Source organism: Acinetobacter sp. NIPH 298 (assembly GCF_000369505.1).
GTDB lineage: Bacteria > Pseudomonadota > Gammaproteobacteria > Pseudomonadales > Moraxellaceae > Acinetobacter.
The window spans coordinates 2,266,236-2,284,922 of record NZ_KB850055.1 but is presented as its reverse complement, the minus strand read 5'-3'; the positions used below and the strand labels follow the sequence as shown (position 1 = coordinate 2,284,922).

General features: G+C 41.4%; 17 protein-coding genes. 13 read left to right on the top strand and 4 right to left on the bottom strand.

Annotation, left to right across the window (positions count from 1 at the left end):
• Nucleotides 1–33: 33 nt before the first annotated feature.
• On the bottom strand, nt 34–2,844 hold the full coding sequence (locus F903_RS15550; RefSeq protein ID WP_005198463.1) for a GacS-like sensor histidine kinase: 2,811 nt from the start codon (nt 2,842–2,844) through the stop codon (nt 34–36).
• A 147-nt stretch (nt 2,845–2,991) separates the two neighbouring features.
• Between F903_RS15550 and cysM the strand changes: the two genes are divergently transcribed.
• The 4 genes from cysM to F903_RS15530 are packed head-to-tail and all read left to right on the top strand — an operon-like array spanning nt 2,992 to nt 8,535.
• A complete protein-coding gene (gene cysM / locus F903_RS15545; protein WP_004672486.1) occupies nt 2,992–3,942 on the top strand; it encodes a cysteine synthase CysM in 951 nt (316 codons plus the stop codon).
• 17 nt (nt 3,943–3,959) lie between these two features.
• Nucleotides 3,960–4,781 carry a 3'-5' exonuclease gene (locus F903_RS15540; RefSeq protein WP_034595183.1) on the top strand — a complete coding sequence of 274 codons (822 nt, stop codon included), beginning with the start codon at nt 3,960–3,962 and terminating at the stop codon, nt 4,779–4,781.
• Nucleotides 4,782–4,790: 9 nt separating this feature from the next.
• Nucleotides 4,791–6,182 carry a 23S rRNA (uracil(1939)-C(5))-methyltransferase RlmD gene (gene rlmD, locus F903_RS15535; protein WP_005198461.1) on the top strand — a complete coding sequence of 464 codons (1,392 nt, stop codon included), beginning with the start codon at nt 4,791–4,793 and terminating at the stop codon, nt 6,180–6,182.
• A gap of 46 nt (nt 6,183–6,228) precedes the next feature.
• Nucleotides 6,229–8,535 carry a RelA/SpoT family protein gene (locus F903_RS15530; protein WP_005198460.1) on the top strand — a complete coding sequence of 769 codons (2,307 nt, stop codon included), beginning with the start codon at nt 6,229–6,231 and terminating at the stop codon, nt 8,533–8,535.
• Between the two features lie 98 nt (nt 8,536–8,633).
• Here F903_RS15530 and F903_RS15525 read toward each other — a convergent pair whose 3' ends face one another.
• Nucleotides 8,634–9,062: a hypothetical protein gene (locus tag F903_RS15525; RefSeq protein ID WP_005198459.1), complete on the bottom strand. Its 429-nt coding sequence runs from the start codon at nt 9,060–9,062 to the stop codon at nt 8,634–8,636.
• Nucleotides 9,063–9,459: 397 nt separating this feature from the next.
• Nucleotides 9,460–10,230, bottom strand: coding sequence for an SDR family oxidoreductase (locus F903_RS15520; RefSeq protein WP_005198458.1), 771 nt, complete (start codon nt 10,228–10,230; stop codon nt 9,460–9,462).
• 98 nt (nt 10,231–10,328) lie between these two features.
• Between F903_RS15520 and mazG the strand changes: the two genes are divergently transcribed.
• From mazG to yjgA, 9 genes are all read left to right on the top strand, one after another.
• Nucleotides 10,329–11,135, top strand: coding sequence for a nucleoside triphosphate pyrophosphohydrolase (gene mazG, locus F903_RS15515; protein ID WP_005198456.1), 807 nt, complete (start codon nt 10,329–10,331; stop codon nt 11,133–11,135).
• A complete protein-coding gene (locus F903_RS15510; RefSeq protein ID WP_005198455.1) occupies nt 11,104–11,532 on the top strand; it encodes a ComEA family DNA-binding protein in 429 nt (142 codons plus the stop codon). Before mazG ends, F903_RS15510 begins: the two co-directional genes overlap by 32 nt.
• Before the next feature lie 139 nt (nt 11,533–11,671).
• Nucleotides 11,672–13,126, top strand: a complete 1,455-nt coding sequence (pcnB, locus tag F903_RS15505; RefSeq protein ID WP_005198453.1) for a polynucleotide adenylyltransferase PcnB — start codon at nt 11,672–11,674, stop codon at nt 13,124–13,126.
• The gene (gene folK, locus F903_RS15500; protein WP_005198451.1) at nt 13,123–13,611 is read left to right on the top strand and encodes a 2-amino-4-hydroxy-6-hydroxymethyldihydropteridine diphosphokinase; all 489 of its coding nucleotides are present in this window, start codon (nt 13,123–13,125) and stop codon (nt 13,609–13,611) included. The genes pcnB and folK overlap by 4 nt, the downstream gene beginning before the upstream one ends.
• Before the next feature lie 39 nt (nt 13,612–13,650).
• Nucleotides 13,651–14,460, top strand: a complete 810-nt coding sequence (panB, locus tag F903_RS15495) for a 3-methyl-2-oxobutanoate hydroxymethyltransferase (protein WP_004672503.1) — start codon at nt 13,651–13,653, stop codon at nt 14,458–14,460.
• A gap of 3 nt (nt 14,461–14,463) precedes the next feature.
• Nucleotides 14,464–15,309 carry a pantoate--beta-alanine ligase gene (gene panC, locus F903_RS15490; protein ID WP_005198448.1) on the top strand — a complete coding sequence of 282 codons (846 nt, stop codon included), beginning with the start codon at nt 14,464–14,466 and terminating at the stop codon, nt 15,307–15,309.
• A 29-nt stretch (nt 15,310–15,338) separates the two neighbouring features.
• Nucleotides 15,339–16,190: an RNase adapter RapZ gene (gene rapZ, locus F903_RS15485; RefSeq protein ID WP_004672505.1), complete on the top strand. Its 852-nt coding sequence runs from the start codon at nt 15,339–15,341 to the stop codon at nt 16,188–16,190.
• Nucleotides 16,187–16,456 carry an HPr family phosphocarrier protein gene (locus F903_RS15480; protein WP_005198445.1) on the top strand — a complete coding sequence of 90 codons (270 nt, stop codon included), beginning with the start codon at nt 16,187–16,189 and terminating at the stop codon, nt 16,454–16,456. Before rapZ ends, F903_RS15480 begins: the two co-directional genes overlap by 4 nt.
• A gap of 2 nt (nt 16,457–16,458) precedes the next feature.
• Nucleotides 16,459–16,998: a ribosome biogenesis factor YjgA gene (gene yjgA / locus F903_RS15475; RefSeq protein WP_004672508.1), complete on the top strand. Its 540-nt coding sequence runs from the start codon at nt 16,459–16,461 to the stop codon at nt 16,996–16,998.
• Nucleotides 16,999–17,041: 43 nt separating this feature from the next.
• Here yjgA and F903_RS15470 read toward each other — a convergent pair whose 3' ends face one another.
• Entirely contained in the window at nt 17,042–18,685 is a 1,644-nt protein-coding gene (locus tag F903_RS15470) for an acyl-CoA synthetase (protein WP_005198439.1), read from the bottom strand.
• Nucleotides 18,686–18,687: the final 2 nt, after the last annotated feature.

Here is an 18,687-nt window from a genome sequence, read left to right as displayed (position 1 = left end):
GTTTTTAAGATGAAACATGACACAACAGTCACCTTAGTTGTCATTCAAATTTAAGATTAAATTTGCTGATTGTCTGACTTGTTCAATTGCAAAATTTAGCTCATTAAAACGATGGTTTGTTTCTTGAATAAAGCCTTCATCCGCTTTGCGACGTTCTTTACGTAGCGTGGAAACAAATTGTTCAAACTCACCTGCAACACGTTGTAAGGTCGGGGTGCCGACATATCGCGTTGCGCCATAAAGACGGTGGAGCACGTGTTCAAGTTGGGGGAAGTCTTCTACCTCAATCAGTTGTTGCATTTCAGTGAGTTCGGTATCAAAACTATCGACTAACATACGCAATAAGTCTTGAGCTAAATCTTCTTTATTGGCAGCCAATTGGATACTTTGTTGCCAATTTAAAATCTGTGGATCAAGCGATTCTATTGGGCGTTTGGTTTCATTTGTTACAGGCTGAGCGCTAAAGTTATTCTTGGTCCACTGCGTCAATATTTGAATGATTTGCTCCATTTGAATTGGCTTGGTGACATAGTCATTCATACCAACTTTGAGGAGTTTTTGTTTTTCATCTGCCAGCGCATGTGCAGTCAGTGCAATGATCGGCAGTTGCATACCTGAGTCTAAAGTTGACTCTAATGAGCGGATCGCACGTGTTGTATCAATGCCTGACATGACAGGCATTTGGATATCCATAAAGACCAGATCGAAAGGAGGAGATTTTTGTTCAATGCGCTCTTGAATGATATCAATGGCTTTCTGTCCACTCAATGCTTTGGTGGTGGTGACATTCAGTTCACCTAACAGGGCTTCAAGCACGATCAAGTTGGGTAAATGGTCATCCACCGCTAAGATATGTAGGCCTTGACCATTAAAATCCTCTGGCTCTTGCTCAAAAATAGGTTGATTGCCTAACAGTTGGATCAGTTCACGACGGCTCAAAGGTTGGTAGATTGGTCGAGCACGGTACTCATTTAACATGTTCGGATCGAGGTTCATCTGATAGCCGTAAACAGCGAGATTGCCATGATAACGTTGACGAATTTCTTTGAGCAATGCCTCGGTATCACCACTATAATCGACGATGAGCCACGTATTTTCTTGTTGATTGAGATGATTGAGTCGACTAAATAAATCTAAAATCGACTGTGTTTCGATATGATCAACATGATAATTTTCGAGATATAAACGGAGTACACTTGCCGTTGCTGGATGCGCTAAATAAGACACCACTTGTAAATGGTCAAATCGAGGATGTTCGATTATTGCATCTTGTTCTTCTACTTTAAATGAAGCGGTAAACCAGAACGTTGAGCCTTTTTCAGTCGGTGCGCGTTCTTGGTTGTCTTCAAAGCCGATTTGACCTCGCATCAAATGCACCAGTTGTTTGGAGATGGCTAAGCCTAGCCCTGTACCACCAAATTGACGTGTGACAGATGCATCACCTTGCGAGAAGGACTCAAACAATCTCTTGCGATCTGTGCCGCTTAAACCAATACCACTGTCTTGAACACTAAAATGTAATAGACATTGTCCAATATCATCATCTTCCATACGCACACGAACGATGATCTCACCATCAGGTGTGAATTTAATCGCATTTGAAATGAGGTTGGTTAGGATTTGCTTAAAGCGTAAGGCATCACCGACCACATGTTGTGGGATATTATCCGCATAATAAAATGCCATATTGATATGTTTTTGTGCGGCCAAAGGAGACAGCATATCCATCACATCAAAGATGGCTTCTTCTAAGTCAAATGGCGCAGTTTCAAGCTCTAATTTTCCAGCATCAATTTTAGAAAAATCAAGAACATCGTTGATGAGCGCTAGAAGGTGTGCCGATGATTTGCGAATGGTTTGTAGGTATAAATTCTGTTCGTTGCTTAAGTTCTGCTGACGTAGCAATAAGTGAATAAAACCATCAATACTATTCAGTGGTGTTCTTAATTCGTGGCTAATGTTGGCAAGAAAGACCGATTTCGATTGGTTTGATGAAATGGCTTGGTCACGTGCCTGACGATAAGTAATGTTTTGAACTTCTAAAGTATCGAGTGTTCGGCGTAAGTCTTCCTCAGTTTGCTCAGTATGTTCTTTTAATTCTAAGAAACTGAAGTGTAAGCGCTTAACCACATTGGCAATGTCTCGTTGGAGTAAGCGGAGTTCACCTGTACTGTTGACCACAATATGCTGATCCAATGTATCGGCATTGAGGCGTTGCATTTGCATACGGATCTCGTATAACGGGGCGAGCCAACGACGAGAAAAAACATTTAAGCAAAATAATAAAATTAAGAGTGTCAGCAGTCCTGTGGCAACCAATGAAAGTAAAATCTTATAGCGGGCGAGTTCAAGTGAGTGGTTGTTCAACTCAATCATTAACCAGACTGAATTGGGGTTGCTGTTATCTAATCTTACCCCGTAAATATTATTGTCATTATGTGGGATAGGTCCAAAAAAATGACCATTTTTGGGGAAGTTCGGCCAGAATCGGTTGTTTTGATAGCCAACGGTTAAGTAGGTTTGTCCTTTGTTGTCAATTAGCACTGCACGTTGTAAGTTTTTTTCATCAAACATCTTCTGCATCAGGTTTTGAGCACGATCGTACTGATCTGGATGTTCTTGTATCAGATGAAATAATTCAGTTGAGGTCTGATGGTAACGTGCCAAAATGGCGGAAGCTTCAGCGTTTTGTTGTTGTTTGGCGGCATTGGTTGTTTCTGATAAAACCCAGATGATTCCCACGGCTGTCAAAATGGCGATTGGCACGAAAATGAGTGCAATCAGTTGTCCGTAAGCATGATTGAGCCGTAAACGTTTAGAGATGACTTTATTGAAATTTGACATAGTTGGGGCAGATTTATCATTCTGCAAAATATCTTAGCACGCTTTACATCGCGTGAGCGTTTAGCGGCCAATAAAAAGCAGCGTGAAAAGGTGCAGTTTCTCTGTTTTTTTCATACAATAGTCGCCACATTGATATCGGTGTCGATCATGACGAACATGCAAACTGATTTTTTAGCAAATGAATTTTTACTCGACGACTATTTGCTAGATCGTTATGTTGGTAAAACTCCTTTAGTGCGTTTACAGCGGTTAGCAAGTCATACTCAGGCCACGGTATTAGCCAAATTAGAAGGCAATAACCCAGCAGGCTCAGTTAAAGATCGTCCTGCATACAATATGATTATCCAAGCAGAAAAGCGCGGACAAATTCAGCCGGGCGATACTTTAATTGAAGCAACCAGTGGAAATACAGGGATTGCTTTAGCGATGGTCGCAGCGATGCGCGGCTATAACATGAAGTTGATCATGCCGAACAACATGAGCCAAGAACGAAAAGATGCCATGTCGGCGTATGGGGCTGAGTTAATTGAAGTGACACAGCAACAAGGCATGGAAGGTGCGCGTGACTTGGCGCTACAAATGCAAGAACAGGGCAAAGGCTTTGTACTCAATCAGTTTGGCAACCCTGATAATGTAGAAGCACACTATCTCACCACAGGCCCTGAAATCTGGAAGCAAACTGCTGGAAAAATCACGCATTTTGTCAGTTCGATGGGAACCACAGGCACGATTATGGGTGTCTCAAAATATCTAAAAGAACAAAATCCTGAGATTCAAATTATTGGTCTACAACCTTCGGATGGATCGAGTATTGCGGGTATTCGCCGTTGGCCACAAGAATATTTACCTACCATTTACGATGCTAGTCGAGTCGATCGTATTATGGATATTCCGCAGATCGAAGCGGAAAGAACCATGCGTAAACTGGCTCGTAAGGAAGGCATTAGCGCGGGTACATCTTCGGGCGGTGCCGTTTGGGCGTCGCTTAAAATCGCAGAAGAGAATCCAGACGCCGTGATTGTTTGTATTATCTGCGACCGAGGTGATCGTTACTTGTCGACTGGATTGTTTTCAGTGCAAGATGAAGACCAAGCCTAGATGAATTGTATTGAATGATGAGCTTACGTTTACCGATTTTAGTTTTTGATATTGAAACGCTGACTGATTTAAAAGCTGGTGCTCATCTTTATCACCTTGATTTACCTGAAGCCGATGTGGAACAGGCACTGACCAAGATCCGTCGTCAAGAGTCTGGTATAGACTTTCAGCGTTTGCCTTTACATGAGATCGTGTGTATCTCAGGTTTATGGATTGATGAAAAAGGTTTTCGATTGTTTTCATTTAGTCGAGAACAGAATTCTGAGGCGGAAATGTTGACTAAGTTTTTATCTATTTTTGATAAGAAACAGCCAACTTTGGTCAGTTGGAATGGATCACAGTTTGATTTGCCTGTGATTTTATTCCGAGCCATGTATCACGGACTTACGGCACCGAGCTTATTTGATCAAGGTGAAATTGATAACCAAAAACGCTTTAATAATTACCAGAACCGTTATCATCATCGTCATGTTGATTTGATGGATGTTATGGCGATGTTTAATGGTCGTAATTTCCAAAAGCTGGATGATATTGCGTGTCTTCTTGGTTTTCCTGGTAAGCGTGGTGAGTCTGGCTATCATGTGCCTGAGTATGTTCGTACAGAGCAGTGGTTAAAACTGACCAGTTATTGTGAAGGCGATGTTTTAAATACGTGGCTAGTATATTTACGTTGGTTACTATTAAAAGGTCAGCTAAATCAACAGGATCATCAGCAAATGATTCAGTCAACAGTTGAATATTTACAAACGCAAACGCAACAATCAGATTTTTTACAGGTATGGCAGCGAACATCGCAATATACTGTATTCACCGCACACACTTTTGCGCCCCAAAATTAGGTTCATCTTTTGAAACATAAAGCGAAACAGCGTCCAGCCCAAAATCCCATTTACACCTTTCAAGTCGAAGCTTTTTCGCATGAGGGGCGAGGGATTGCGCATTATGGAACGCATGCAGATCATCCGAAAGAAAAGCAGGGTAAAAAAGTTTTTATTCGTAATGCTTTGGTCGGTGAAATTGTTCAAGCAAGAATTACCCATCAGACCACACGTCTAGAAGAAGCTGAAATGCTGACGCTTGAGAGTGAGGCTGCTGAACAGCGAATAGAGCCGATTTGTCCACATTATGGGGTGTGTGGTGGCTGTAGCTTACAACATATTCACCCCGATGAGCAGATTCGACTGAAGCAAAATGTGTTGCAGTCTCATCTACAGCACTTTGCGGGTTTACAGCCTGAACAGTGGCTCGATCCAATTCGTTCGGTTAAAGCGGACTATCGACGTCGTGCTAGGATTGGTGTTCGCTACATCGCAAGACAAGACCGTTTAGTGATGGGCTTTCGAGAGCATCATAGTAATCATTTAACTGCGATTCAGCAGTGTAGGGTGTTGGAACAAAGCTTATCGGACACACTACCTGAGTTAAGAGCGCTACTTGAAAACTTAGCGGGTAAAGCACAGATTGGTCATATTGAGTTGGCGATGGGCGATACCGAGGTCGCATTGTTAATTCGTCACTTAGATGAATTAAATGTGTCGGATGTCAACCAATTACGTCAATTTGCGTTAGACAAACAATGGCAGTTGTATTTGCAACCTAAAGGTGCGAACAGTGTACATCGCGTGGATGATCCGCGAGCGTCGATGCGCTTGCATTACCGTTTAGAAGATTTTGATGTCAACTTTGCATTTTCACCTTTGGATTTTACACAGGTAAATGGCGCTATAAATGCTAAAATGGTTCAATTGGCATGTGAATTGCTAGAATTACAGCAAGGAGAAAGGGTACTTGATCTATTCTGTGGGTTAGGTAACTTCTCTCTGCCTTTAGCACGTTGTGTTGGTGAGTCGGGTCAAGTGGTAGGTGTTGAAGCAAGTGATGAAATGGTACAACGGGCCACAGAGAATGCGAAAGCAAACGATTTGGCTCATGCTGTGTTTTTTTCACAAGATTTAACAAAAGACTTTTCGCATCATTCTTGGGCAAAACAAGGATTTGATGCATTATTGATTGATCCACCTAGATCGGGTGCATTTGAGGTAATGCAATATGTACCGAACTTTGGAGCAAAAAGAATCGTTTATGTTTCATGTAATCCTTCAACACTGGCAAGGGATGCGGGTGTATTGGCGCAATATGGTTATCGGCTTAGGAAAGCCGCAGTGATGGATATGTTTACCCATACTGAACATGTTGAATCTATTGCCTTATTTGAAAAAAATCAGTTTGATAAAATCTAAGAGATAAACGATTAGAAAATGAGTTATATATCCAGAGGAGAATGGTATGGTCACAGTACGTGAACAGTTACCTGGACGATTCCAAGAATTGTCTGAGGAAGCGACTGTAGAACATGCCGCTGAAGCGCAAAGTAGTCTAGTTTCTTGGCTAGATCGAGTGTGCGATATCTTGGATAGGGATGAGCTAAAACAACTACAAAAAGTTGCAGAGCTTACCTTAGCAAAAGAGTTAGAAACTACGGTTAATCATCATACCAACACCTTTAGTACTGGGATTGGTATGGCAGATATTCTAGCGCATTTACATGTAGATGAAGATACGTTGTCAGCGGCAGTATTATATCGCAGTGTACGTGAGGGCTTAATCACTCTAGAAGATATTCAGCGTGAGTTTGGCGAGCAAGTATTGGCGCTCGTCAAAGGTACACTTGCGATGGGTAAACTGTCTGAGTTGATTGAAAAAAATAAGCGACTAGAAGATCATTTTAATAATAACCAGCGTGAACATTTAAACGGCATATACAAGATGCTCATCTCAGTGACAGAAGATGTGCGTGTTGTTTTAATCAAGCTAGCAGAACGTACTTATGCGTTGCGTGAGTTAGCCAATGCAAGTAAAGAGCGTCAAGAACGTGTCGCTCGAGAAATCTTAACCATTTACTCTCCGTTGGCACATCGCTTAGGGATTGCGCAACTTAAATGGGAGTTGGAAGACCTTGCCTTTCGTTATTTAGCGCCTGAACGTTATAAAGAAATTGCGTCGTTACTAAATGAAAAACGTTTGGAGCGAGAGCAGTATATTCAATTTGTGATTGACAAGCTCAAGACTGAATTGGCTGTATATGATATTGATGCTGAAATTACAGGGCGAGTGAAGCACATTTATTCGATTTATCGAAAAATGAAAAGCAAAAATCTCAGCTTCGATCAGCTCTATGATATACGCGCAGTGCGTGTATTGTTGAAAAGCGTACCCGATTGTTACCATGCCTTGGGGATTGTGCATCAGTTATGGCGGCATATTCCAAATCAGTTTGATGACTATGTCACCAACCCGAAAGCCAATGGTTATCGCTCTTTGCATACGGCAGTCATTGCAGAGAATAAATCTCTAGAAGTGCAAATTCGTACTTTTGAGATGCACGAAGAAGCCGAACTCGGGGTTTGCTCGCACTTTAACTATAAAGAAGGTGCAAAAAATACCGATCATTCTTTTAATGATCGTTTGCATTCATTGCGTGCAGTACTTGAGCATTATCAGGAACGTACTGAAACCACACCACATGGCGAAGATGATGAGTCAAATGGTATAGATCAGATTCAAGATTTTGAGAATTTTGAAAAGATTTATGTGTTTAGTCGTGATGGTGATATTAAGGAGTTAGCACGTGGTTCAACGGTTCTCGACTTTGCATATCATGTGCATACTGAGGTGGGGAACAAATGCTATGCCGCACGGGTAAATCAGCGTTATGTGCCATTAACCTATACCTTAAAAACGGGTGAACAGGTTGAGATTTTAACCAAGAAAGATCGAGAGCCAAACCGTGATTGGTTGGTAAATTCCTTAGGTTATATAAAAACTTCGCGCGCACGAGACAAGCTACGTCACTGGTTTAGACAACAAGATCGTAGTAAGAATATCGAAGTGGGTCGAGAGCTGCTGAACAAGGAGCTTGCACGCCTGGCGATTCACCCAAAAAGTATTGATTTAAAAGATTATTCATCTCATTTTAATCTAAAATCTGGTGATGACATTTTGGTGGCATTGGTCAGTGGAGACATTAGTCTGCATGCGCTGATTAACCAAGTGAATCGTCAGATGCATTTGGATCAAGATGAGCCTGAGTTGGTGTTGAAGCCAGCATTGAATCCGCGTGCCAGTCATACTTTATCTGCACATGGGATCTTGATTGATGGTTTGGATAATGTGGAACTACACATTGCTCAATGTTGTCAGCCTGTACATGGTGAGTCGATTGGCGGCTACATCACTTTAAATCGTGGTGTGAGCATCCATAAGGTCGCTTGTACGGATTATATACGGATGACAGGGCTAGAGCCTGAGCGTGCAGTAGAAGCGGATTGGGAAATGCAGCCAACCCGTGGTCAGAGTGTTCAGATCGTGGTTGAGGCGTATGATCGCCGTGGTTTGCTCAAAGATTTAACTCAAGTGATTTTTTCTGATCAAATCAATATTCGTCAGGTCAATACGATATCTGAGTCAGATGGTATTGCCAATATGAAGTTGCTAATTGAAGTCAAAGGTTTAGCACAACTCTCTCGTTTGTTGGCTCGTTTAGAGCAACAACCAGGGATTATTAGTGCAAGACGTTTGGTTCAAGGCAGTTAAATATTGTTGGATCATAATAAGACCCGCTTAAGCGGGTTTTATTATATCTGCGATCAATAAATATGAATGATCAGATTTATCTGAACATAATATTTATATTAGATTTTGCATTTTTTGCTTTTTTGATAAGTGGCAATATTATCAATATTGGTTTGAGCCTTGGCTTTAACTGCTTCTTGAACAGAAAGGTTGTTCACATCAGAAGTATCGTCTTCACCTGCAATATTATTTGCAATTTGACTTGCTTTCGCTGTTTTCTCAGAGTTACCGCCAAATGCAGCTAATGCACCACCCGCAACGCCAGCCCATTTGCTAATTGCTTTACCCGGTGCTTGAGCGTTGGCGTTAATGTTGGCAATATTTTTTTCAGCTGCAGCGAGTTCACGTTTCGCATTGGCTTGCTCAACAGAAAGCGTTGGGCAGTCCATCGCTCTTAATTCAGTCGTTGAGAAAGGTTTACCCTCAGTTGCTGCAAAAGTTGAAAAAGAAAGGGCTGCAGCAGCAGTTAAAACTAATAATTTTTTCATATTATAAACACTTTAAAAGGTTTTCGGTTAAATGACCAAGATATGTTTGGCGGGTGGATTCTATTTAATTTATTTTTAAATGTCACGATTTTTTAATAATTTTTTAAAGAATTGTCTGTCTACATTATTATTTAACTTCATTTTAGTTATATTAATCATATTTTTTATAAAGAATTTATTTTTGTAAATAATTGATTTTTATAATTTAATTTATTTATCATTGCTGCTTTGTTGATGTGTTTAATATTTCTTGAAATTATAAAAATTTGTTTTTATGGCCATATTTTTTTAAAAGCTGGGTTTTATGTGAAATTTCAACTAAACATAGGGTGGAGTTTTGAAAATCATCCACCTTATATTTTATTTTAAGATAATGTTTCGATTAAAATGATTTGTTTTACCTAGATAATAATAAATTGCTGAGCCGATTTAGAAATTGTGGACTAATACTAGACAGTTGATACATAAGTTTGGTTTTAATTCCGACAGGCGTATGTGTTGGGAGCAGTACGTGATCTTTTTGTTGTGCTAAATACAGGACCTGCTTTGCAACATCGGCAGGGGTTAAATCCACGCCAATACTTTGAATACTCCCTGCATTCATGTCTTTCACCATATTGGTTTGCACAAACAAAGGCATGACATCCAAGACTCGAATATTATATTTTTGCCACTCTACATCAAGTGCTTCGGTTAAACCGCGCACTGCAAACTTACTGGCAGAATAGGACGCTAAATCAGCTTGACCATAAATTGCAGACGCTGAAGAGAGATTAATCACGCGAGCAAAACTGGCATTTTTAAGATATGGAAAAGCAGTATGACAGCCGTTTAAAACCCCTTTGATATTAATATCCATCGTACGCTGGTGTGATTGAATTGAAGTCTGTTCAAATGCACCAGAATATAAAATTCCAGCATTATTGATTAAAATATTCAGTTCACCTGCCCAGTGCTGAAACTCTTGTAGCGCGATTTGCCATTGTTGATCATTGCTCACATCTAGGTATCCGGCTTTAGCATTTTCCCCAAGTTCTTGAGCTAAAGTTTGGGCCTGTTGTTCATTGATATCATAGATTCCGACTCTGAAGCCTTTTTGATGAAAAAGTCGAGCGATTTCCGCACCGATTCCTTGGGCTGCTCCAGTGATAAAAACGCTATATTGCATGGCTTTCCTTTATATTGATATTTCTTGAGTGGGTGTATATTACGCATAAGCTGCTTTATGCTGCAACAATTCGGCTGTATTGGGTTTAGGAGATCATCATGGAAAAGTTATTAGAAATCATGCAACAGTTACGAGAAAAATGTCCATGGGATCAACAACAAACACCAAGTAGTTTGACTCGCTATGCTATTGAAGAGGCTTATGAGGTTGAAGCTGCGATTCGAGCGGGAGATTTAGATGAAATCCGTAATGAGCTCGGAGACTTGTTACTCCAAGTCGTATTCCAAGCGCAGATGTTTAGTGAGCAAGGCGCATTTGATTTTCAAGATGTTGTGGATGCGATCAGTGAGAAACTCATTCGCCGTCATCCGCATGTATTTCAAGCTGAGAAATTTCAAAATCTTAGTTCCGAACAAGTCAGTGCGTTATGGAAACAAATTAAGCAGCAAGAGAAACAGGGCAAAACTCAGTCGCGTTTAGACGAGATCAAACATGCACCTGCACTGGTGCAGGCTCATGAAATCCAGCACAAAGCAGCACAACTCGGTTTTGACTTTGAAACAGTAGAAGATGCCTATGAAAAATTGGATGAGGAATTGGCAGAGTTACAGCAAGCGATAAAAAACCAAAAAGCCGATGAAATAGAAGAAGAATTTGGCGATTGTCTATTTTCTTTGATCAATGTAGGACGTAAACTTGGGCTGTCGAGTGAGACAGCACTGTTGGCAACGATTCATAAATTTAGACATCGCTTTGCATTTATTGAACAACAGGCACAACGGCAACAGAAAGACTTGCAAGAAATGAGTTTGACAGAAATGGACGAACTATGGGAGCAAGCAAAACGACAATTAAAACTTCAGGGGACATCCAATGAATTTGCCGCAACTCAGCAGCAAACATAATATTTTTTTGTGCATGGTTTTATGCTTGGGTTTGGTGCCGAGTGTTCACGCACAGCAGTTTGATCAATCCTATGAAAAATGGAAAGCGCAGCAGCAAACACGTGATCAACAATTGGCGAATCAGCCTAACAATAACTATTATCTATCACGACCTACACAGCAGCAAACAACCAAGCAAGTTTCATCTTCTGTAAATATTCGCGGTGATAAAATTAGTTTAAATCAGGCGAACTTACAGCAGTTGCAAACTTTAGCTGGTGTTGGGGAGAAAAAGGCGCAAGCTATAGTTGAGTATCGTCAAAAGAATGGTGGTTTTAAAATGGTGGATGAACTGATGAATGTAAAAGGAATTGGACCAAAGTTACTTGAAAGGAATAAAGCAAGACTGGTGCTTTAAAAGAGGTTTTGTTATGAAATCACACATTAAACGCATCGATCTATTGAATCTTCAACAGAATAAATTGCCCTTTGTGTGTGTTAGAGCTATGATTAGCGACAAATTGTTATTTACGTCCTGACGTAGGAGACAGTGTCTTTTGCAAACTTTGCGTGCGTCAAAATGTGGTTTATCCACAACTCAACTTCCTTCCTCAATATTAGATGTGATTGATAGCCTGACTAAAGCAGGTTATGAGGCATATATTGTGGGCGGTGGTGTTCGTGACTTGATGTTAGGTCTTAATCCAAAGGATTTTGATGCAGTTACTGATGCAACACCCGCTCAAGTGAAAGAAGTTTTTGGTCGACGTTGCCGGATTATCGGGCGACGTTTCGAATTAGCACATGTTTATTCTGGTCGCGAGCTTATTGAAGTTGCGACATTCCGTGCACCCCCTAAAAAAGCAGTCACCAGTGCATCTGGTATGATTCTTCGTGATAATAATTGGGGAACGATTGAGCAGGATTTCGCGCGTCGAGATTTCTCAATCAATACTTTGTATTATCAACCTAGACAAGGCATCGTGCTGGATTTTTGCAATGCTGTTGAAGATGTAAAGTCGCGTACATTACGTTTCCTCGGTGAACCTGCGCAGCGTTTTGAAGAAGATCCAGTGCGTATGTTGCGAGCATTGCGTTTTGCAGCAAAACTGAATTTTCAAATTGATCAATCGATTCTCGATGTATTTAATCCAGATATGACGCAGTTGTTGCGTGATGTCTCGCCACATCGCTTATATGATGAATCGCAAAAGCTCTTTACCATGGGTCACTTGGCACGTGTGTTACCAATGTTGATTGATTTTGGGGTATGGAAGCAGTTATTTGCCGAAATTCCACCGAATATCACCGCATTTATAGAGCGTGCGGCTCGAAATACCGATCAACGGATTCAAATTGGGAAAACCATCAATCCTGCATTCTTTTATGCAGTATTACTATGGAAACCCTTTCTAGAGCGCTGTGACTTTTATTTAAATAAAGGGGTTGTTCCTGCTGAAGCACGTGCTCAAGCTGGACTCGATGTGTTGAAGCGTCAAGCAACGCGAACGATTATTCCACGCTTTGCTGAAACTTTTATCCGTGAAGTTTGGGAAATGCAAACGCGTTTATTGAATCCTAAACCACAGCAAATAGAAGCTTTGGCTGGGCATGCACGCTTCCGTGCTGGATTTGATTTCTTGTTACTTCGTGAGAAATCTGGCGATACCCAAACTGAAGGTATGGGTGTTTGGTGGGAAAACTACCAAGAAATGTCAGCTGATCAAAAAGAAGCGGCAATTCGTCAGTACAATCGTCAGCGCACAAGAACTCGTCGCAAGGTTGCTGATGCGGATGACATTAAAGTTACTGAAATAGAACCTTTAGTCAATGAGCCAGAACCAAGAAATCGTCGTGCGAAGAAAGAACGCGTGAGAGCACCTGAAGCTGCGAGTCGATTCGCTGAAAAAGCAACGATGGATCCGCATAAGATTCATGCAGATCATCCGATTCTCAAGCGTAAGCGTGTTCAACGTGATTTGAGCCAAGTGGTATTTGGACCAACGCAATGACAATTCGCACTTTTATTGGTCTTGGAAGTAATTTAGGCGATTCGCAACAGATTTTAAAAGAAGCTGTTGCGAAACTCTCGACTTTAGGTTCTGTAAAGGTTTCCAAGCTCTATCAAAGTCCACCGATGGGGCCTCAAGATCAACCCAATTTCTTAAACGCGGTTGTTCAACTGGATACCACACTTGCGCCTCTGGCTTTATTGGATCAATTACAACACTTTGAGCAAGAAGCAGGGCGTGTACGTTTACGTCGTTGGGGCGAACGTACCCTTGATCTAGACTTACTGATCTATGGTCAAGAGCAAATACATAATGAACGTTTGACTGTACCTCACGCAGGGATTCTTGAGCGTGATTTTGTGGTCATTCCTTTGTTAGATTTAGATGCCGATTTACAGTTAAATGGTCATCCGTTAAAAGATTTAGAACTGGTACAGCAAGCAAACTTGATTGTAATCGCAAATCAGTCTTGGGCAAACGCTTAAGATTATTTTGTTCTGGAAATGCCTGTAGAGGACATCATCATGATTAGTCTAAGTGACTTAAGAAAGTTTAAAGCCGAAGGACGCAAGTTTTCTTGCCTAACTTGCTACGACGCAAGCATGGCGAAAGCAATGGAATTGGCTGAAATTGATACGATTTTAATCGGTGATTCTCTAGGGATGGCGATTCAAGGAAGAGACTCAACCCTTCCTGTCACAGTGGAAGATATGGCTTACCATACTGCGGCGGTACGTCGTGGCAATTCGCATGCCTTAATCATGACTGATTTGCCATTTATGAGCTATGCGACTCTTGAAGATGGTTTGAAAAATGCCAGAGCAGTCATGCAAGTTGGCGCACAAATGATCAAGATTGAAGGTGGGGCTTGGCTGAGTGAGTTGGTTCAAGTCTTGACCCGTAACGGCGTTCCTGTCTGTGTACATTTGGGCCTAACACCACAATCTGTACATGTATTTGGTGGTTATAAGCTTCAAGCGAGAACGCGTGAAGCGGCAGATCAATTGATTGCTGACTGCCAAGCGGTTGTGGATGCTGGTGCGGCTGTTTTATTACTCGAATGTGTTCCTGCACAACTCGGTAAAGAAATTGCTGAATTATTCCCAAATACACCTGTGATTGGGATTGGTGCGGGAAATGAAACCGATGGGCAAGTGCTCGTTGCACAAGATATGTTGGGCTTAACTTTTGGACGTGTTGCACGTTTTGTTCGTAATTTTATGAAAGAGCAGGCCGGTGAAACTGCTATTTTAGATGCATTTAAAGCGTATCATGCTGCAGTTCAAGATCAGTCTTTCCCTGCAAAAGAACATACTTTCCAAGTTGAGCTTTGATTCATGAAAACAGAAACAACGATACAAGGCTTAACTGCGTCACTTGCACCTGCACGCAGTACAAAAAAAATGATTGGTTTCGTACCGACGATGGGAAATTTGCACGAAGGTCATTTGACTTTGGTGCGTGCTGCAAAAAAGATCTGTGATGTGGTAGTGGTCAGTATTTTCGTCAATCCCATTCAGTTTGGTGTGGGCGAAGATTTTGATAGTTATCCGCGTACTTTAGAGCAAGATAGTCGGTTATTGGCAGATGTGGGTTGCGATATTATTTTTGCACCTTCTGTTGAGCAAATGTATGGCAAGCATCCTCGTTTGACCAATGTTCGTGTGAATCAAATCACCGAAGATTTATGCGGTCAGTCACGCCCAGGCCATTTTGATGGGGTCGCTGTGGTGGTCACTAAGTTGTTCAATATTGTGCAACCTGACTATGCCTTTTTTGGTGAAAAAGACTATCAGCAGTTGGCTGTGATTCGTCAGTTGGTTCAAGACTTAAACATGCCACTTGAAGTCATCGGTGTGCCGATTGTGCGCGCTGAAGATGGCTTGGCGCTAAGTTCCCGCAATGGATATTTGTCTGAACAACAACGAGCTGTTGCACCTACAATTTATCAATCGTTAAAACAAGCTGAGCAACAATTGTATGAGGGACAAGCACTTTCACAAGTGTTAGCAAATGTCTCCGCTCAATTGACACAAGCAGGGTTCATTGTGGATTATGTGGAAGCTCGACAAACCAACTTGCAACCTATTGAACAATTTGACCAAGATTTGGTTTTATTTATTGCTGCAAAACTAGGTTCAACGCGGTTGATTGATAATTTACAAATACATTTTAAAACTTAGAACTTGAAAAATAAAAAGGGCAAAATGCCATGAAGCGTATTCTTATCGTCACAGGACAATCTGGCTCAGGGAAATCCTCTGCATTACAAGTGCTTGAAGATCTGGGATATTATTGTATAGATAACTTACCTTTGGCATTGTTGCCTGAAATAGTGGCCAAACTGGATCGTGAAAATAATCTGGAACAACTCGCTTTAGGTGTCGATGTTCGAAGTACTCGTGCCGATATGCGAGACTTCGATCAAGTTTTTGACCAATTACAAAAACATGGTTCGGTGGATATTATTTACTTAACCACACAAGATCAAAATTTGATTGCGCGTTTTAGTGCATCACGAAGACCGCATCCATTGGCCAATCGTTTTAATAGCCTGTTGCAATGTATACAGGAAGAAAAACAACTGTTAATTCCGATACAATTCCGCTCTACAGTGCATATTGATACCTCGGATAAAAGTGTCCATGATTTAAAGCATATTTTGTTGTCTAAACTTGGGCAATCGAACAATTTGATTGTTATTTTACAGTCCTTTGGTTATAAGCACGGTATTCCACTGGATGCTGATTATGTATTTGATGTACGTCATTTACCTAACCCGCATTGGGATTTAGAATTACGTCGTTTTTCTGGCTTGGATGAGCCAGTACGCCTTTTTTTAGAAAGTAGTCAGCAAACCAATGAAATGTTTGAAGATATTTATGCTTTCTTAGATAAATGGTTGCCTGCCTTTGCAGAGGGACATCGTCACTATATGACCATTTCAGTGGGATGTACTGGCGGGCAGCATCGTTCAGTTTATATTGTGGATAGACTCAAACAAGCCCTTGAGGCAAAATGGGCTGTCCAAATCTTACATAGAGAAATGAAGCACTGGTCATGATAGACACAACGATTGATGTAATTAATAAACTCGGCTTACACGCGCGCGCATCTGGTAAACTTATTGAGGTGACGACGAAGTTTCGTTCTTCTATCCAAATTGGTAAAGGCGATAAGTTGGTTGATGCAAAAAATATTATGTCGTTGTTGATGTTGGGCGCCGGTAAGGGCACCACATTAAGATTAGTCATTGAAGGTGCTGATGAAGAAAAGGCACTGGAAGAAATTCAATCGCTGTTCGCAGCAAAATTTTATGAGGCAGAGTAATAGTGTCACGTCGTACCCAGCAGCGTTATACCGATGAAGATTTTGAGTCATTAGAAGGGCGTGCAAGTAGAACTGAGCAAAAAAAAGCAGTACAGCGCATGGCTGCTTTGGGTGAACAACTGGCTCAATTGAATCCAAAACAGATTCAAAAATTGCCTGTCGATGAGCGTTTAATTGATGCACTGCTTGATGTACAAACGATTAGTTCATATGAAGCAAAACGTCGTCAGTTTCTACGAATTGGTAAATTATTGCGCAATGAAAATGAAACAACGATTTTATCTTATCTAACCCCACAGCAAGGTGCGAAGAAACAAGCACAGTTGTTACGTTGGGTCGATCGTATGATTGATCAGGGTGATCCAATCATTAATGAATTTAGTAAAGTCTATAATGCCTCTGAACGCCATACTTTACGCCAGCATGTATTGCGGATCCATCGTGATGTTAAACGAGAAGTGAGTGAAGAAGAGCTAGCAGCCTCTAAGCTTAAATTAGTGAATTATGTACAGCAAGTGGCGTTGTTATCTGAACAAGGCTAAAGACTAAAAAGAAGTTTCATTAGAAACTTCTTTTTTTTGGGGATTAATTTCCAAACTCACCTGACGCACGTTGTTTAGCCCACTCGCGTAAAATAAATTTCTGTAATTTGCCTGTTGATGTCTTTGGAATTTCAGTAATCACGATATCTTTAGGAACTTTAAAACGAGCTAGCTCTTTGTGACAGTGCGCAATGATCTCTTCCGTTGACGTAGATGCGCCTTGTTTTAATTCAATAAATGCACATGGTACTTCTTGCCAGCGAGGATCTGGCTTTGCCACCACAGCTGCAGTGAGTACTGCTGGGTGGCGATAGAGCACATCCTCAACTTCTAATGAAGAAATATTTTCGCCACCTGAAATGATAATATCTTTAGAGCGGTCGGTAATTTTGGCATAGCCATCCGGATGACAGACGGCCAAATCACCGGTATGAAACCACCCTCCTTTAAACGCCTCTTCCGTTGCTTGAGGGTTTTTCAAATAACCTTTCATGACGATATTGCCACGGAACATAATTTCTCCCATAGTTTGACCATCATTCGGTACAGGTTGCATGGTCTCGGGATCAAGTACACGCATACTGTCTTGCAACGGATATGGCACACCTTGACGGGAATGAAGCTGAGCTTGTTCCTGAATAGATAAATCACTCCAGCCTGCTTGCGTCGCGCAAAGTGCCGAAGGGCCATAGGTCTCGGTTAAACCATACACATGATTGACATTGATGCCGATATGATGCATCCCTTCAATGATGGCAACGGGAGGGGCGGCACCAGCGACCATGACTTCAACACGGTGTTCAAATGCTATTTTTTGTTCTTGAGGTGCGTTGATCAACATGGATAACACAATCGGCGCCCCACAGAAATAATCAACTTTATGCTTGGCGATATATTTAAAGACCAGCGTTGGATCAACACGGCGTAAGCAAATATTAGTACCACCACTGGCTGCAATTGACCATGCAAAACACCAACCATTGCAGTGAAATAGGGGGAGTGTCCATAGATACACCGCGCGTGGTTTCATGCCACAAGCTAAAATATTGCTTGCAGCATTGAGGTAGGCTCCTCGATGGTGATAGACCACACCTTTTGGATTACCCGTTGTGCCTGAGGTGTAATTTAGGCTGATCGCATCCCATTCATCTTGAGGTAAGTGCCATTCAAACTCAGGATCACCTTGGGCGATCCAAGATTCATATTCGTATTGTCCAATCGCAATTTGCTCACCATCGAATTCGGCATCAAATACGTCAATTACAATAATTTCTTGTGCAATAAGTGCAAGTGCTTCTTCAGCGATTGGGCGAAATTCTGGATCGACCAATAGGACTTTTGCCTCAGCATGTTCAAGCATAAAGGCAATGGTTTTTGCATCAAGGCGAGTGTTTAAGGTATTTAAAACCGCACCGACCATCGGTACAGCAAAATGTGCTTCAATCATGGCCGGAATATTGGGTAATAACACCGAGACGGTATCATTTTTCTGAATGCCTAATTTTTCGAGTTGATGGGCGAATTGACGGCAGCGTTGATAGGTTTGTTTCCATGTAATATGACGTTCACCATGAATAATCGCAGCTTGATCTGGATAAATATAAGCGGCACGCTCTAAATAGCGTAATGGTGATAAGGCTACGAAGTTTGCGGGTGTTTGTGGTAACTCATCATATGCACTAACCATGT

Coding starts and splice junctions, on each gene's coding strand:
- F903_RS15550 (WP_005198463.1), bottom strand. CDS start 2,844: ATGTCAAATTTCAATAAAGTCATCTCTAAACGTTTACGGCTCAATCAT.
- cysM (WP_004672486.1), top strand. CDS start 2,992: ATGACGAACATGCAAACTGATTTTTTAGCAAATGAATTTTTACTCGAC.
- F903_RS15540 (WP_034595183.1), top strand. CDS start 3,960: ATGAGCTTACGTTTACCGATTTTAGTTTTTGATATTGAAACGCTGACT.
- F903_RS15530 (WP_005198460.1), top strand. CDS start 6,229: ATGGTCACAGTACGTGAACAGTTACCTGGACGATTCCAAGAATTGTCT.
- F903_RS15525 (WP_005198459.1), bottom strand. CDS start 9,062: ATGAAAAAATTATTAGTTTTAACTGCTGCTGCAGCCCTTTCTTTTTCA.
- F903_RS15520 (WP_005198458.1), bottom strand. CDS start 10,230: ATGCAATATAGCGTTTTTATCACTGGAGCAGCCCAAGGAATCGGTGCG.
- mazG (WP_005198456.1), top strand. CDS start 10,329: ATGGAAAAGTTATTAGAAATCATGCAACAGTTACGAGAAAAATGTCCA.
- F903_RS15510 (WP_005198455.1), top strand. CDS start 11,104: ATGAATTTGCCGCAACTCAGCAGCAAACATAATATTTTTTTGTGCATG.
- folK (WP_005198451.1), top strand. CDS start 13,123: ATGACAATTCGCACTTTTATTGGTCTTGGAAGTAATTTAGGCGATTCG.
- panB (WP_004672503.1), top strand. CDS start 13,651: ATGATTAGTCTAAGTGACTTAAGAAAGTTTAAAGCCGAAGGACGCAAG.
- panC (WP_005198448.1), top strand. CDS start 14,464: ATGAAAACAGAAACAACGATACAAGGCTTAACTGCGTCACTTGCACCT.
- rapZ (WP_004672505.1), top strand. CDS start 15,339: ATGAAGCGTATTCTTATCGTCACAGGACAATCTGGCTCAGGGAAATCC.
- F903_RS15480 (WP_005198445.1), top strand. CDS start 16,187: ATGATAGACACAACGATTGATGTAATTAATAAACTCGGCTTACACGCG.
- F903_RS15470 (WP_005198439.1), bottom strand. CDS start 18,685: ATGGTTAGTGCATATGATGAGTTACCACAAACACCCGCAAACTTCGTA.